General features: G+C 64.7%; 16 protein-coding genes and 1 pseudogene. 9 read left to right on the top strand and 8 right to left on the bottom strand.

Going from position 1 to position 14678, the window contains the following annotated elements; genetic code table 11:
* Positions 1–2 precede the first annotated feature (2 nt).
* The 3 genes from L3X40_RS06855 (at position 3) to L3X40_RS06845 (ending at position 1473) form a co-directional block, all read left to right on the top strand.
* Positions 3–527: a Dps family protein gene (locus tag L3X40_RS06855; RefSeq protein ID WP_066561677.1), complete on the top strand. Its 525-nt coding sequence runs from the start codon at positions 3–5 to the stop codon at positions 525–527.
* A 29-nt stretch (positions 528–556) separates the two neighbouring features.
* The gene (locus L3X40_RS06850) at positions 557–697 is read left to right on the top strand and encodes a hypothetical protein (protein WP_158511738.1); all 141 of its coding nucleotides are present in this window, start codon (positions 557–559) and stop codon (positions 695–697) included.
* Between the two features lie 125 nt (positions 698–822).
* The gene (locus L3X40_RS06845) at positions 823–1473 is read left to right on the top strand and encodes a GNAT family N-acetyltransferase (RefSeq protein WP_066556867.1); all 651 of its coding nucleotides are present in this window, start codon (positions 823–825) and stop codon (positions 1471–1473) included.
* A 19-nt stretch (positions 1474–1492) separates the two neighbouring features.
* Here the strand turns inward: L3X40_RS06845 and L3X40_RS06840 are convergent, their stop codons facing one another.
* The 6 genes and pseudogenes from L3X40_RS06840 to L3X40_RS06815 all read right to left on the bottom strand — a co-directional run bounded on the left by L3X40_RS06840 (position 1493) and on the right by L3X40_RS06815 (position 4606).
* Positions 1493–1753, bottom strand: coding sequence for a hypothetical protein (locus L3X40_RS06840; protein ID WP_066556870.1), 261 nt, complete (start codon positions 1751–1753; stop codon positions 1493–1495).
* Positions 1754–1890: 137 nt separating this feature from the next.
* Positions 1891–2055 (bottom strand): annotated as a pseudogene (locus L3X40_RS06835) (tyrosine-type recombinase/integrase); the annotation flags it as partial.
* A gap of 201 nt (positions 2056–2256) precedes the next feature.
* The gene (locus tag L3X40_RS06830) at positions 2257–2565 is read right to left on the bottom strand and encodes a hypothetical protein (protein ID WP_237364981.1); all 309 of its coding nucleotides are present in this window, start codon (positions 2563–2565) and stop codon (positions 2257–2259) included.
* A gap of 2 nt (positions 2566–2567) precedes the next feature.
* Positions 2568–3278: a glutathione binding-like protein gene (locus L3X40_RS06825; protein ID WP_066556879.1), complete on the bottom strand. Its 711-nt coding sequence runs from the start codon at positions 3276–3278 to the stop codon at positions 2568–2570.
* Positions 3279–3333: 55 nt separating this feature from the next.
* Positions 3334–3975 carry a peroxiredoxin gene (locus L3X40_RS06820; protein WP_066556882.1) on the bottom strand — a complete coding sequence of 214 codons (642 nt, stop codon included), beginning with the start codon at positions 3973–3975 and terminating at the stop codon, positions 3334–3336.
* A gap of 43 nt (positions 3976–4018) precedes the next feature.
* Entirely contained in the window at positions 4019–4606 is a 588-nt protein-coding gene (locus tag L3X40_RS06815) for a hypothetical protein (protein ID WP_197672700.1), read from the bottom strand.
* A 293-nt stretch (positions 4607–4899) separates the two neighbouring features.
* On the opposite strand from L3X40_RS06815, the gene L3X40_RS06810 reads away from it, so the two are divergent.
* Entirely contained in the window at positions 4900–7533 is a 2634-nt protein-coding gene (locus tag L3X40_RS06810) for a TonB-dependent receptor plug domain-containing protein (protein ID WP_066556885.1), read from the top strand.
* Positions 7533–8645, top strand: coding sequence for a pyridoxal phosphate-dependent aminotransferase (locus L3X40_RS06805; protein ID WP_237229773.1), 1113 nt, complete (start codon positions 7533–7535; stop codon positions 8643–8645). The genes L3X40_RS06810 and L3X40_RS06805 overlap by 1 nt, the downstream gene beginning before the upstream one ends.
* 56 nt (positions 8646–8701) lie before the next feature.
* On the opposite strand, the gene L3X40_RS06800 is transcribed toward L3X40_RS06805, so the two are convergent.
* Positions 8702–8977: a PepSY domain-containing protein gene (locus L3X40_RS06800; protein WP_066556888.1), complete on the bottom strand. Its 276-nt coding sequence runs from the start codon at positions 8975–8977 to the stop codon at positions 8702–8704.
* Positions 8978–9269: 292 nt separating this feature from the next.
* The gene (locus L3X40_RS06795; RefSeq protein WP_237364980.1) at positions 9270–10487 is read right to left on the bottom strand and encodes a helix-turn-helix transcriptional regulator; all 1218 of its coding nucleotides are present in this window, start codon (positions 10485–10487) and stop codon (positions 9270–9272) included.
* A 116-nt stretch (positions 10488–10603) separates the two neighbouring features.
* Here L3X40_RS06795 and L3X40_RS06790 point away from each other — a divergent pair, with 116 nt between their 5' ends.
* Genes L3X40_RS06790 through L3X40_RS06775 form a run of 4 tightly spaced genes read left to right on the top strand, consistent with a single transcriptional unit; the run spans position 10604 to position 14677 of the window.
* On the top strand, positions 10604–12622 hold the full coding sequence (locus L3X40_RS06790) for a TonB-dependent receptor (protein WP_066556899.1): 2019 nt from the start codon (positions 10604–10606) through the stop codon (positions 12620–12622).
* Between the two features lie 11 nt (positions 12623–12633).
* Positions 12634–13785 carry a PepSY-associated TM helix domain-containing protein gene (locus L3X40_RS06785; RefSeq protein WP_237229775.1) on the top strand — a complete coding sequence of 384 codons (1152 nt, stop codon included), beginning with the start codon at positions 12634–12636 and terminating at the stop codon, positions 13783–13785.
* Positions 13785–13979, top strand: a complete 195-nt coding sequence (locus tag L3X40_RS06780) for a hypothetical protein (protein ID WP_066556901.1) — start codon at positions 13785–13787, stop codon at positions 13977–13979. Before L3X40_RS06785 ends, L3X40_RS06780 begins: the two co-directional genes overlap by 1 nt.
* Positions 13976–14677: an O-methyltransferase gene (locus L3X40_RS06775; RefSeq protein WP_066561681.1), complete on the top strand. Its 702-nt coding sequence runs from the start codon at positions 13976–13978 to the stop codon at positions 14675–14677. Before L3X40_RS06780 ends, L3X40_RS06775 begins: the two co-directional genes overlap by 4 nt.
* Position 14678 lies beyond the last annotated feature (1 nt).

The following is a 14678-nucleotide window of genomic DNA, read 5'->3' as shown; positions in this document are numbered from 1 at the left end:
ACATGGCCAGAGCCGCCAGATCGAAAGCAACGCCACAAACGGTGGAAGGCGACGGCAATACGCTCAATACGAGCGTGGACAGCAATGTCCGCGAAAAGGTCGCCGAAGCGCTGACGAAAGCAGTCGCCGATAGTTACACGCTGTACGCCAAGACCTTGGGGGTTCACTGGAATGTGCAGGGCCCGAGCTTCTACGGCCTCCATAAACTGACTGACGCGCAATATAATGAGCTGCACCAGGCGGCGGACGCGCTGGCGGAACGCATCCGTGCGTTGGGCAAGCTTGCCCCGACCGGCAGCGAGACATTCCGTGCGCTCACGGTGATCGAGAACGAGACGCCGCACAGGCCGACCCCGGAGATGATCGCGGAGCTGGCCAGGGACAATGAGACGGTGGCGCGGCGGATGAGCGAGTTCGCCGAACTCGCCGACGAGGCCGGCGATCTGTTCACCCATGACATGCTCGTGGCGCGCATCGGCGTTCATGAAGAGAATGCATGGATGTTGCGCTCAAGTCTCGGCGAATAGTCCTCGGGCGGCGCGGGCGAGCGAGGCGCATGGTCATCGATCCCGACCGGTTCGACGAGGCGGTGCTCGCACTCCGGTGGCCGAAGCTGCTGCCGCTTCCGTGGTTCGCGATCATCCTGCTTATGGCCGCGTCCGCCGGAGGCGGCCTGACGGCAGCGCGGCCAGCCTGATGCTGCGCTTGATGCGATCAAAGGCAGGAGAAAGCTGGGTGCTGCGTCGTTACGGGCGGCCTCGCGCCGTCTGGCGCTAATGTCTCGGCCCACCTCTCGGCCATTGACGCATGTCAGGATGGGGCATGGCTGACGAAGACCTGGTGGCCGATCCCCGCATCGTGGCGACATGGATCAAAGGATGGACGCTCGCCCGTGAAACTCCACCCCCCGTCGAGGATCACGGCGGATTCCGTGTGGATGTCGGCTGGCCGCAACAGCGGGTCCGCTACGTCTTTCCCCGCATCTCGCCAGCGATGCGCGAGCTAGCGGCGGGGATCACTGAGCCTTGGGTCTTTGTGAAAGCCTGTGCCACCCCAAGCGCGATGCGGGCCGCGCTGCCAAACCGCTGGGCCATTCAGCCGCCGGGCTTCATGATGACCTGTTGCGGCCAGATGGCCGGCGGGGCCCCGCCTGATGGCTATTCGCTCGATGCGACGGACCCTATGCCGCTCGCGGTCGTGAAGGCGCTCGCTTCAAGCGGCGAGCTGGCGGCGATCGGGCGCGTCGTCCGCGTCGGCGAGTTCGCCATATATGATCGGATTGAAACCACCGCGGCGCATAGACGACGCGGGCTCGGCCGCGCTGTCATGAAGAAGCTCGAAACGATCGCGCGAGGTGCCGGCGCGACGCGGGGCGTATTGGTCGCCACGGCTGATGGCCGGGGCCTCTATGAAGCTTTGGGCTGGGAGCTACTTTCGCTTTACACCACCGCCGTCATTCCACCGCCGGCATGAGCCGATCGCGCTGCGAGCGTCAGCGCTGGCTGCATTTGAGGTCCATGGCTCGCCGATCAAGGTCGGAGAGGGTGCCGCCGATCCTCGCCGACTCGTCATCCAAACAACGCTGCTTAGGCGTGCGATCGTCCCGCTCCACTGGCACGACATACACGCCGTAAGGATATGCCGGCGTGGTGATGATGCGCCCTTGCGGCTTGGCATCGTGGCCGACCGTCATCGTCGAGCTGACGGGCGGTTTTGCGGAAAGCGGCGTGGCCGCGATCGCAAGCAACGTCATTACTATCGCCTGAGCGGTCGATCTATTCCGTGACATAGGCAGCATATTGCCCCGAGTGGGCCTCGTATCAAGTTAACGAGCGAATCCAGTTCAGCACGCGCGCCACCGCGCCCGGCCTCCCGTCACCGGGCCGCGGGTCATAGGGGCGGCCGGTCATACGGGTGGGTAGTGCGGGTCGAATAATGATGCGCCTTCGTCGCGGCGGTCTCCAGCGTGCCGCCATTTTTCGAATAGGTGCTAATGCCGGTCGCGCGGAGCGAAGGGTTGCCGATCGCCCTCGCAATCCCGGCCGCGCCTGTCTGCCCAACCGAAGGGGGCAGCCATGAGGTATCCATAAAAGGATTGCGCTCCCGTCAGTTGACCTCGCCCAAGCTCGGCATCGGGATCCTCGCGCGGGATGAGGACCCACATGGGTCGTATGCGGCCGGGTGGCCCCAGGCGACCCCGCTCGTCGCACCAGCAGGCCGACAGATCGCGGAGTACGAGAAAGTCGCCGGCCATCGCTAGAGGCTCTCGGCACAGGCAGCGGATTCGACCTCCAGGGTACCGACACCGCGAGACTGCGAGAACGCGGCGGGACGGGTCCGGCCAAGCGCCTGGCGATAGAGCGTGCTGGCCCCTTGGCTGATCGCCACGGCGCGTTCGGGCGGGCATGCGCGCAAGGGTAGGGGGCAGCGATCATGCGTTGCGATGCGGATGGGCGCCTCCGACGGTGGCTCTAACCCAAGGGCGGGCGGCCGACCGACCATTGGGCGCAGGGCGCCTGGCTGGATATCCATCGCAGCGCCGACGATGGCGTGGCGACCGGGCATGGCTATCTTCCCCGCACCACGGCCGCGGTCTGGCCGTAGAGGATCCGCCGTGCTTCGTCGCTCTGCGGGGCGTTCGCGTCAGGGTTGATCCGCTCTACCAGCGCATAGGCGCGTTCGGTCGCTGGCCGCGCGCGGATCGCTTCGAACCAGCGCTTCAGGTGCGGGAACTCGTCAAGCGACTGGCCCTGCCGCTCATAGGGAACCACCCAGGGATAGCTGGATATATCGGCGATCGAATAGGACTCGCCGGTGAGGAAGGACCGGTCCGCCAGCCGTTTGTCGAGCACGCCGAACAGGCGGTTGGTCTCGTTGGTGTAGCGCTCGATCGCGTAGGGAAGCTTTTCCGGGGCGGCGTAGCGGAAATGATTGTTCTGGCCCGCCATCGGGCCAAGCCCCGCCATCTGCCAGAACAGCCATTGCAGAACCTCGGCGCGGCCGTGGAGATCGGACGGTATCAGCTTGCCGGTCTTCTCGGCGAGGTAGAGCAGGATCGCGCCCGATTCGAACAGCGAGACCGGCGCGATGCCACCGGCAGGCTCGGTGTCGACGATCGCCGGGATGCGGTTGTTGGGCGCGATCGCCAGGAAGGCGGGCGCGAACTGCTCGCCCTTGCCGATGTTCACCGGCAAGATCCGGTAGGGCAGGGCCGTCTCCTCGAGGAAGATCGTGATCTTATGCCCGTTGGGAGTGGTCCAGTAATAGAGATCGATCATATCGCGCCTCCTGCCGATGCTTGGCCCATTGTTCCGGCGATGTCGCCGCCGCTCTTCAACCGGTTGTCTCGGGTTGCCGTACGGTGCGCAGATAGGGTTTGTGGGTGGTCCATCCTTGCGGGAACAGGTTGCGCGCTGCATCGTCGTCGAGCGACGGCACGATGATCACATCGTCGCCCTGCTTCCAGTCCGCGGGCGTCGCCACCTTGTGCTTGTCGGTCAGCTGCAGGCTGTCGATCGTCCGCAGGATCTCCGGGAAGTTGCGACCGGTCGAGGCCGGATAGGTGAGGGTGAGGCGGAGCTTCTTGTTGGGATCGATCACCAGCACACTGCGCACCGTGGTGGTGTCGGACGCATTGGGATGGATGAGGTCGAGCAGCGTCGAGACCTTGCGGTCATGATCGGCGATCAGCGGGAAATTGAGCGCGGCACCTTGCGTCTCCTCGATATCTCGTGCCCAGCTCTGATGACTGTCGGCGGGATCGACCGACAGCCCCAGCACCTTGACGCCGCGCTTGTCGAACTCGGGCTTGAGCTTGGCGACCGTGCCGAGCTCGGTCGTACAGACCGGCGTGAAATCCTTGGGGTGCGAGAACAGCACGACCCAGCCGTCGGCCGCCCATTCGTAGAAATGAAGCGGGCCTTGGGTCGAATCCTGGCTGAAATCGGGAACCGTATCGGACAATTTGAGCGACATGTTGCATCTCCTTCGAATGGTTCATGGAAAATCGGATGCGGCCTCAACGTGAATCGAACAGGGCGGTGTTCGTCCAGCCGACCGCGACCGGGACGGGCGGCGGGCTTCGGAGCCAGGATCGGGATGGCGCGCATTCTTCGACCGCCTCGCGCACCTTCGACAGCAGCGTCCAGAGCCAGCGCGCATCCGCGGCGGCCCGGTGCCGCGCCGGACATAGCCGGTCCGCCTGCCCTTGCGCTGAGAAGATCTGCTCGCTTGTGGCGCCCAGCTCGTCCAGGACGCAGCGGACGTGCTCGATCGGCGAAGGCAGGCGGACCGCTGTCGCATCAACCAGCGTATCCCACCAATAGGTATCAATACTGCTGTCCGCGATGACGCGTCTGCCCCGGACGGACCGGCTGAGTTCGGCGACGACGACCTCCGCTTCGAACCCTTCCTGGTCGAGCTGCTCGCGCCGGATGCCGTGCAGATCGAGGGCTTCATCGGTCCAGTCCCAGTCCCGCCAAAGCGGGTCCGGCTTGATGAGCCAGGATCGCGTACCCGCCTGATCGGTGATCGCTACCTCGATCGGAAAGGATCGTCCGTGCCGGGGCAGGCAGCTGGCTTCGAAGTCTATTGTCACATAATCCATCAGAGCTATCCCGACTGCTATTTGCAGTTTAGGCCTCCCCGTTGCCGGTCGACCTGCGATGCCCCCTTGGTTGTTTCCGCGCCGCTGTTCGCCCGAATGTTCAGTCTTGTTCGAGTTTGCTTTATGCGGGCGTCAAACTCCTGGTTCCAGTGCTTGCACGATTCCCTTCCGAGACTGAGGCTATGCGATTCCCGGCATCATAAAAGACCAATCTCTTCGCAGGCGTGATAGAATTTCTTTCTTTCCCTACCAGATCAGTAGAGTATCCAAATGGGGAAAACAGGGGGTTCCTCATGGATAAGAAAACAACGTGGCTCCTTGCCCTGGCGCTCGCTCCCGTTCCCGCTTTCGCGCAGGATGTCGAGGCCTCCAAGGCAGGCCATGCGGCAGATGACGAGATTGTCGTGACCGGCACCCGCTTTGGAGATCGCACGGTCACGACGTCGCCCGTCCCGATCGACTCGCTTCGCGGGGACGATCTTCGTGCCTCGGGGTATCAGGAAACCACCGAGGTGCTCCGCCAGCTGGCCCCGTCGTTCTCCTTCGCCACGCCGACGACTCCCGACGGCAACACCCATATCCACTCCGCGTCGCTGCGCGGGCTGTCGCCCGACGAGACGCTGGTGCTGGTGAACGGCAAGCGCCTTCACAACGCCGCCTGGGTCAACACCGGCGGGACGATCGGCAAGGGGGCGACCCCGACCGACCTCAACCAGATTCCAGCCGCCGCTATCGGCCGGATCGAGATCCTGCGCGACGGCGCCTCGGCCCAATATGGCTCCGACGCGATCGCCGGTGTCATCAATATCCTGCTGCGCGAGGATACGGCGATCCATGGGACGGCGAGCGCGGGCACGACCTATGACGGGGGAGGGGACGCCTACGAATTCTCACTCGGCGGCGGCATCAAGCTCGGCGACGATGGCTTCATCAATGCGACCGGCTATTATCGCGACCATAAGGGCGCGAACCGGGCGTTGCCAGACACCCGCCAATTCTACTTCGGCCTCTCGCCGACCGGCACGCCGCAGCCCCTCTCGGCGCGCTACGGCGCGGGTCTCGGCCTCACTCCGCCCGGCGGCGTGGCCGGCACCACGATCGATCCGCGCGAGGCGACCGTCAACCGCAATGTCTGGCGCTTCGCCGACGAGGGCGACACCAAGGACGCAAGCGCCGTCGTCAATCTGAAGAAGCCGATCGGCGACGCCGAGCTCTATGGCTTTGGCGGCTATCGCGAGAGCAAGGCGCATTCGAACGCCTCCTTCCGCCGCGCCGGCCAGGACGAGAATGTCCGCGCGATCTTTCCCGACGGCTTCCTGCCCTTCGTCGACACCAAGAGCATCGACTATTCGGCGGGGCTCGGGCTGCGCGGCGACCTTTCGGGCTGGGATTGGGACCTGTCGTCGGTCTATGGCGGCAACAGCATCGAATACCGGCCCAACAACACGCTCAACGCGACGCTCGGCGCGGCGAGCCCGACCAGTTTCTACGCCGGCAAGTTCACCAACTGGCAGTCAACGACAGACCTCACCTTCTCGCGCGATTTCGACGCGGGGCTGGCGGCCCCGATCGGCCTCGCGGTCGGCGCGGAGCTTCGCTACGACGGCTACAAGATCTCGCCCGGCGAACCCGACAGCTATGCCTTCGGCACTTCGCGCGTGCTTGACGGCCCCAGTGCCGGCGCCATTCCGACGATCGGATCGCAGGGCTTCGCCGGCATCCAGCCCGGCGACGCGGTCGATGTCGACCGCCATGCGATCGGCGCCTTTGCCGAGCTCAACACCGAGGTGGTGAAGGGCTGGCAGGTGAACCTCGCCGGCCGCTACGAGGATTATAGCGACTTCGGCGACACCTGGAACGGCCAGGCCTCGACGCGAATCCAGCTGCCCGCGGGCTTCGCGCTGCGCGGTTCGGTCAGCACCGGCTTCCACGCTCCTTCGCTCGCCCAGCAATATTTCAGCTCGACGAGCAGCCGGACCATCGTCAACAACACGACGGGGTTTCCCGAGTTCGTGCTTGTGCGGACAGCGCCCGTGGGTTCGGCGCTTGCCCAGGCGCTCGGCGCGCAGGATCTCAAGCCCGAAAAATCCACCAGCTTTGGCGGCGGCCTGACCTATGCGGGCGGCGGGCTCACCGCCTCGGTCGACTATTATCATATCGACATCGACGATCAGATCACGCTCTCCTCCAACTATGTCGACGCGTCGGGCAGGCGCGCGCTCCGCGATTATCTCGCCTCGATCGGGATACCGGGGGTGACCAGCGTGCGCTACTTCACCAATGCGATCGACACCCGCACCCAGGGCGTCGATGTGACGGCCGCCTATACGACCGATCTGCGGGACTGGGGCGCGCTGCGCCTGAGCGCGGCCTATAATTACAACCAGGTTCGTCTCCGCCGGGTCGGCGCAACGCCCACACAGATCACCGCGCTGGGGATCACCACGCCGCTCTTCGACATCAACGAGCGCACCCGCATCGAGCATGGCCAGCCGCGTGACAAGATCGCGCTGGGAGCGAACTGGAAGGTCGGTCCGATCACGTTCGATGCGCGCACCACGCGCTACGGCCGGGTCGAGCAGGTGGCGCTCACCAACCAGACGCCGGCCAATGTCGCACTGATCGCGCAGGGCTCGACGCCATTCCGAACGGTGCCGACCGAATCCGGCACTGCCGGCAATGTCGACGTGATCCAACGTCTCAAGGCCAAATGGGTGACCGATTTCAGCTTCACCGGCGAGGTGACGCCCAATATCACCGCCACCGTGGGCGCCAACAACATCTTCAACGTCTATCCGACCAAGAACATCGCCTCGACGCCGCTGCTCACCGGTGCCGACACGTTCGGCGTCTTCCCCTATAGCGAGTTCTCGCCCTTCGGCTTCAGCGGGGCCTTCTATTATGCGCGGGTGGGGTTCAGCTTCTGATGTCGGGCAATGAAGGATTTGCCCTGACCCGCCGCGACTGGCTGGCGGCGGGTGGCGTTGCGCTTCTCGCCGGCGCGCCGGCCCTCGCGGGCACCCCGACCGGATCCGGTGCGACCCAACCGATACGGCTTGATCTCAACGAAAATGCCTTCGGCCCCTCGCCGAAGGTCGGCCGGGCGATAGCGGCCCATCTCAGAGGCCTCGAACGCTATGTCGGCCAGAGCGAGGTCGACGCACTTGTTGGGCAGATCGCCGCGCTCGAACGGGTAAGCCCCGAACAGGTGGTGATCGGCGAGGTGCTCGAGCCGCTCGGGCTCTACCTTGCGCGCCAGCGGCCCGGCGGCGGCAACTTCGTCTATTCGTCGCCGGGCTATACCGCGCTGATCGATGCAGGCGCCCCGCTCGGCGGCATCGGCATCGCGGTTCCCCTCAATGAGCGCCTCGAGAACGACCTGCCCGCGCTGGCGCGTGCTGTCGACGATCGGACCCTCGCAGTCAGCCTGGTCAACCCGCATAATCCCTCCGGCACCATCAACGACCGAGACGCCCTCGACAGCTTCATCCGGGACATATCGAAGCGGACCCTCGTCATCGTCGACGAAGCCTATCTCGAATATGACGATCTCGCGCAGCGAAGCGCGATCAGACTCGCGCGCGAGGGCGCTAATGTCCTCGTCTTCCGCACGCTTGCGAAGATCTATGGCTTGGCCGGTCTCTCGATCGGCTATGCCGTGGCCCCTGCATCATTGGCGCAAGCCTTGCGCGCAGCGGGAATCGGCGCCCCGCATTCCCTTAGCCGCCTTGCGCTGGTGGCAGCATCAGCGGCGCTGGGAGATCAGGCCCATCTCCGCGACATACGTGCGCGTACCGCCGCTGAACGAACGCGGCTCACGCGAGTACTCGACAGTCTCAGCCTCGAGCATACGGACAGCAAAGCGAATTTCATTTTCTTTCGCTCGCCCCATGTGACCGACCTTCGCGGCCGACTCGCAGCCGCCGGAATTGAGGTGGGAAGGGCGTTTCCGCCCTTGTCCGAATGGATTCGCATCACCGTAGGCCTACCGCGCGAAAATGAGGCGGTCATTGCTGTGCTGAACGGCCTCCACGGATAGCCCGAAGAGATATCTGCGGTTATTCGTCCTTCCGCTCGTGGGGCTGACCGATGCAATCAGTCGTCCCGTTCCCGCTTCACGATTTGCAACGTCTCTGGAGTGAGCTTCAAATCGAATTTTCCGGCTGCCCGGTTCGTCGTTCGCGCATCATCGACTTCCCAGCGCGGTCCGTCATCGTCGAGTTCGATTTCTTCCCAGCTGGCAAAGCCGTTTGCCTTCAGGACCGCCTCTATCGCCGTCCGCTCCTGGGCGGTCGGCGCCCTGTCTGCCAACGCAGGGGTCGCAGCGACGAATGTGGTACCCGCGATCACGGCCGCCAATTGCCTTCTCACCTTTTCTCTCCCTCGATTCAGGACCGGACTATAACTTGAGGACTATCGTCAGGTTCCTGGATCGAGAATGATGATTTCTGAAGACCAACCCCTCGCGACACTTCCATTGTGCGCCAAGGCGCCAACTGCCAATTATCAGATGCCTCTCGGAACGATCAAAACCGCCATGGCCAATCGCCTATCCCACGTGGGCCCTCCCACGGCCTGTCCGAGCGCTGACTGCTCGACAACGATCGTCGAGCGCAACCGCAGTCAGCGATTCGCCGCCACGCGCCGTTTCATCACCCAATCTCTAGCCGTCCGTCGTCAAGGCGCCATGCCTTGTCGCAGGAGATGCCAATGCAGAGGCGATGCTGACGTTCGAGGTTTCGATCCGCTGGATTCGTTCGTCGCAGCCGCAATTCGCGCCGGCGGCCGATCCCGTTCGCGGCCAACGCTCACGCCGCGACGGCGGATGTCCGAAATGCCGCCGGTATGCCGCCGTGAAGGCCGCGGCATTTGTGAAGCCTACCCTGTAGCCCGCCTCAGCGATGCCGAGACCATGCTCTACGATGAGAATATCCGCCATCGCCAACTTGTGGGCCCGAACATAGCCGAAGATCGTCGTCCCGAACGCCTGCTTGAATTCTCGCTGGAGACTCGTGACGTTGGTACCAACCATCCGAGCAAGGTCGAGCGTCTTGGGAGGATGTGTCAGCGAATTGTCCAGGATATCCCGCGCGTCGCACAGCCGCTGGGTTCGACGCCGGCCAAGAAGTCGGCCAAAATCCTCCTCGTCGCGCATTCGCGCGCTTGCCTCGACAACGAAACGCAGGGCCAGGCTCTCCTGGTAAAGCCGCCCGAGCTGTCCGCCGTAACTGGGGTGGAAGAGCTCGCCCGCGAGCGCAGCTAGTACGAGCGGCGGCTGACGGATGACCTCGTCGGCACCGGGATCGATTAAGCCGCGGAAAGCAGCCAAGCCGGCGTCCGAGACATCACCCTCGAAACGCTCGAAGAAGGTGGGCTTGATGGTAAGTGCAAAAGCTCGATTGCGCTGGCCAGTGCGATAGTGCCGCATGCAGCGGGTACGGGCACTGAAACCGATCAGCGCGACCTCGCCGACGACATGCCCGATCGGCGAACGGCGCGGAAGCAGCATGGGCTCCGTTTCGCCTTCGACGAGCAGGGCGCACATCAAGGAGCGCTCCACTTCCGCCTCATAGCTGCCGTCGCAAAGATAAACGAGATCATGAGCCGCCACGGCGAGACCCGGCTGTATGTCTTCTGCAACGACGGTGCCGCGCATCATCGGTGCATCGACATGCGTCATTGCCGCGTGCTGAACGGTAACGTGCATCGACCGTTCAGCGGCTTCCCGAAGAAGGTCGGAAGCGGAGAATTCGCCGGTTTTCCGGAACACTAGGCCCATCGCGGCGGCCCCTTCGCCATATTTCGTTGCGCGATACTTTTCGAACGTCTCGACATAGCCCAAGCGATAGCAGATCGCACGGACACTTGCTAATGCGAACAAGTCGCAGTCAGGCGACGGACGCTTGTCGCGTGGCCGGCGTCATCACGCGGCGCAGGCGGTGGTTCCCAATCCCTTCGATTGTGCCGCTTCGCGCAGCACAGGGGGGTGGTTCACTGATGCCGTTTCGTTCGCAGCTTTTCGTCACCGCCGGCGCGCTTGTCCTGCTGCCGACGAGCGCCGCCTGCGCTGCCGAACAAGACGGCGGCACGCTCGACGAGATCGTGGTGACTGCGGAGAAGTCGAACCGCAGCCTGCGCGAGACCGCGTCGAGCGTAACGGTCATCACCGATGAGGCGGCCGAACGCATGGGGGTCTACGGTACCAACGAGCTGCTCGACCGCATGACGAACCTCGTCAACATCAAGCCCGGCAATGCCGCCCCGACCGTGCGCGGCATCGACGGCACGGGTCCGGCGCAGGGATCCGACGCCTTTTTCGCGGGCACGCGCCCGCGGCTCAACTACCAGCTCGACGGCCGAACGCTCGGCTTCAACGAATCGATCTTCCAGAACGGGACGCTGTGGGACATTGGCCAGGTCGAGGTCTATCGCGGCCCGCAGAGCACCCTGCAGGGGCGCAATGCGATCGCCGGCACCATCGCGATCCGCACCGCCGATCCGACGTTCGATTGGGAAGGGCGGGCGCGCGCGCTCGTCGGCAGCCAGGACGAACGGCAGGTCTCCGGCGCGCTGTCCGGACCGATCGCGCCGGATCTGCTCGCCTTCCGTCTGAGCGCCGACTGGCGCCGCTCGCAAGCTTATGTCGACTTCACCCCCTACCCCGAAGAAGCGCATCCCGGACGCTTTCAGAACCTGACCCTGCGCGGCAAGCTGCTCTTCACGCCGACCCCTGACGTGCGCTCGCTCCTCACCGTCGCCTATGTCGATGGGCGGGCTCCGCAATCGGAATATGTGCTCGGGCCGGACTACAGCCAGAAGGTCCCGCAGTCGGCCCCGCAGCCGGTGTTTCGCTCGCGCAACACGACGGGTATCACGGACACGAGCTGGAGAGTCAGCGATATCGTCACCCTGCAGGCCTATTTGTCGGCGACGGATTTCAGGACCGATCGCTATGCGCCGGCCACGACCGGCAATGCCCGGATCGACGGCAGGGAATATGTCGCGGAACCCTTCGTCCGGCTGCGTTCGCCCGACGACCGGTTCAGCGGCTTCGTCGCGGCCTATATCTTCAGGACGCACCAGAGCGAGACGATCGATCTCTACGGCGGCGGCGCGTTCCGCGACCGCACCCGGACCACCGCCGCTTTCGGCGAGTTCACCGGCAAGCTCACCGACGCGCTGACGCTGGTGCTGGGCGGGCGCTACGAGGTCGAGCATCGCTTCCGCACCGGCTATGCCGGCCCCTTCCTCATCGACTTCGACGAGACCTATCGCGAGTTCCTGCCCAAGGCGACGCTGTCGCTGCGCGCCACCGATGCGATCACGGTCGGCGTCACCGCCGGGCGCGGCTATAATGGCGGCGGCGCGGGCTTCACCTACTATCCGCCCTATGTAAGCTACACCTACAAGCCCGAGTTCGTCTGGAACTATGAGGGCTTCCTGCGCAGCTCGCTCGCCGGCGGCAAGGTGACGCTGACCGCGAACGTCTTCTACAACGACTATAAGGGTCTCCAACTGCCCTACAGCCTCGGCGTCCTGTCGACGGTGATCCGCAACGCCGACAGGGCGACGACCTATGGCGCCGAGGCCGGGATCAGCTGGAACCCCTCGATGGGCAACCAGATCTACGCGAACGTCGGCCTCCTGAAGACCAGGGTGAACCGCTACGACGATCCCGCGGTTCAGGGGAACGACCTGCTGCACGCCCCGGCCTTCAGCAGCGATGTCGGGTTCAATGTCTCGCCCGATGGAAAGTTCGAGATGGGCGGCGACGTTCGCTACACTGATTCCTATTTTTCGGACGTGTTCAGCAACGCCCGCGGCAAGGTGAGCCCCTATGCCGTGCTCAATGGCCGGGTCGCCTACAATCTGGGACCCGCGCGCCTGTCGCTGTCGGTGCGCAACCTGCTGAACAGCGGCCATCCCGTCGACTATGTCATCTATGGCGGCGCGGTTTACGGCGCGACGATCCTCCAGCCGCGCACCGTGACCGGCGGCGTCGAGCTCCGGTTCTGATCGGGCCCGCAATGGCGATGTCGCAGACCACGATCCGGCGATGGTATCTCGTCCACAAATGGACGAGCCTCGTCTGCACGGTCTTCCTGCTGCTCCTCTGCCTGACCGGGCTGCCGCTGATCTTCCACGCCGAGATCGACGGGCTGACGCGGGCGCCGGCCATCCCGGCTGCGGTGAAGCCGGCGCCGCCGCCCAACCTCGACGCGATCGTGGCCGGGGCCCTAGCCAACCGGCCAGGCGAGGTGATGATGTTCCTCAGCCGCGATCCGGACAAGCCGATCTTCTATGCGATTACCGCGCCGCGCGTGGACTCGAAGGAAGAGGAGACGCACATCGCGCAGTTCGATGCGCGGACCGGCGTGCTGCTGATGGCGCCGCCGCTCGATACCGGCGTGATGCACTTCCTGCTGGAGCTGCATTCAAGCCTGCTGCTCGGCCTGCCCGGGGAAATGGTCATGGCGCTGGTCGGGCTGGTCTTTCTGGTCTCGCTGATCTCGGGCGCCGTGGTCTATGCGCCCTTCATGCGCAAGCTGGCCTTCGGGACAGTGCGCAAGGCCCGCAGCGCGCGCCTCAAGTGGCTCGACACGCACAACATGGTCGGCATCGTCGCGCTGGCCTGGCTGGCGGTGGTCGGCGCGACCGGGGTGATCACCGCGCTTTCGACGCCGATCGCCGGCGTCTGGCAGATGGGCCAGCTCGCCGAGATGACCGCGCCCTACAAGAACGCGCCGCCGCTTCGCCGGCTCGGATCGGTCGACCATGCGGCGCGAGTCGCCCACGCCGCCGCGCCTTCGACGTCGGTCAGCGTCATCGCCTGGCCCGGCACCTTCTTCAGCTCGAAGCACCATTATGCGGTGTTCCTCAGCGGCAACACGCCGCTAACCAGGAAGCTGATCAAACCCGCGCTGGTCGATGCGGAGACCGGCAAGCTCACCGCGATCGAGGAGATGCCGCTCTATGTGAAGACGCTGTTCCTCTCGCAGCCGCTCCACTTCGGCGACTATGGCGGCCTTCCGCTCAAGATCATCTGGGCGCTGCTCGATATCGCCGCGATCGTAGTGCTCGGAACCGGAATCTATCTCTGGCTCGGCCGCCGCCGCGTGCCGATCGAGAAGCGTATCATGGAACTGAACAGTGGCGGCGTGCTGGAGCCTGCAGAGTAATGAGCGACCGCAGGAGCGTTTCGCAGACCAACTGGCGCGTCTTCCGCTGGCCGTTGCTGATCGGAATCATGAGCTTCGTCGGCCTCCTGTCCGCGCTCGTCGGCGATGGCTGGTATGACGCGCTGTCCTGGCTCTGCCTCGGCGCTTGCGTGTTCCTCATGGTCGTGGCCTGGCGGGGATGGTCCGCGAAATGACGGACGTTCGCCATGCCGATCCGTTCGCGGTGATCGCCGACGAGCGCATCGCGGACGTGCTGCGCCGTCTCTACCGCGAGGCCAATCGTCAGCACTTCTCCGTCGTCCGCCATCTGTCGCGCCACGCGCTGTCCTTCCTGCGCGGCAGGGCGGTCGACTTTCCGATGGCCGAGATGGCCGGGTTCTGGAGCGACAAATATATCGCCATCGTCGAACCGCAGGGCGCCTTCTGCTACCTGACAGCCCGCGCGCGCCGAGCTCGGACAATCGTCGAGTTCGGCACGTCGTTCGGCGTCTCGACGCTGTGGCTCGCAGCGGCCGTCAAGGCGAACGGCGGCGGAACGGTCGTCACGACCGAAATCGTGCCGGAAAAGGCTGCCGTCGCACGCCAAAATTTTGAGGAGGCCGGCGTCGCCGACATCATCGACCTTCGCGTCGGCGATGCGCTCGAGAGCCTTCGGGAGGAGCCATCCGACATCGACTTTCTGCTGAACGACGGCTTTCCCATGCTCGCGCTCGACGTCGTGCAGTTGCTTGCACGGCGCATGCGCCCCGGCGCGGTGGTGTTGACCGACGACGTCGGCGGGCTGGCGGGCAACTTCCGCGACTATGTCGCCTGGCTTCGCGATCCCGCCAACGGGTTCGATTCCACCCTGCTGCCGCTCAAGGGCGGCAGCGAATATTCGGTGCGGAGATAGG

The organism is Rhizorhapis sp. SPR117 (assembly GCF_021742065.1).
The sequence above is the reverse complement of the archived record's forward strand: the minus strand, read 5'-3'. Positions and strand labels throughout refer to the sequence as shown.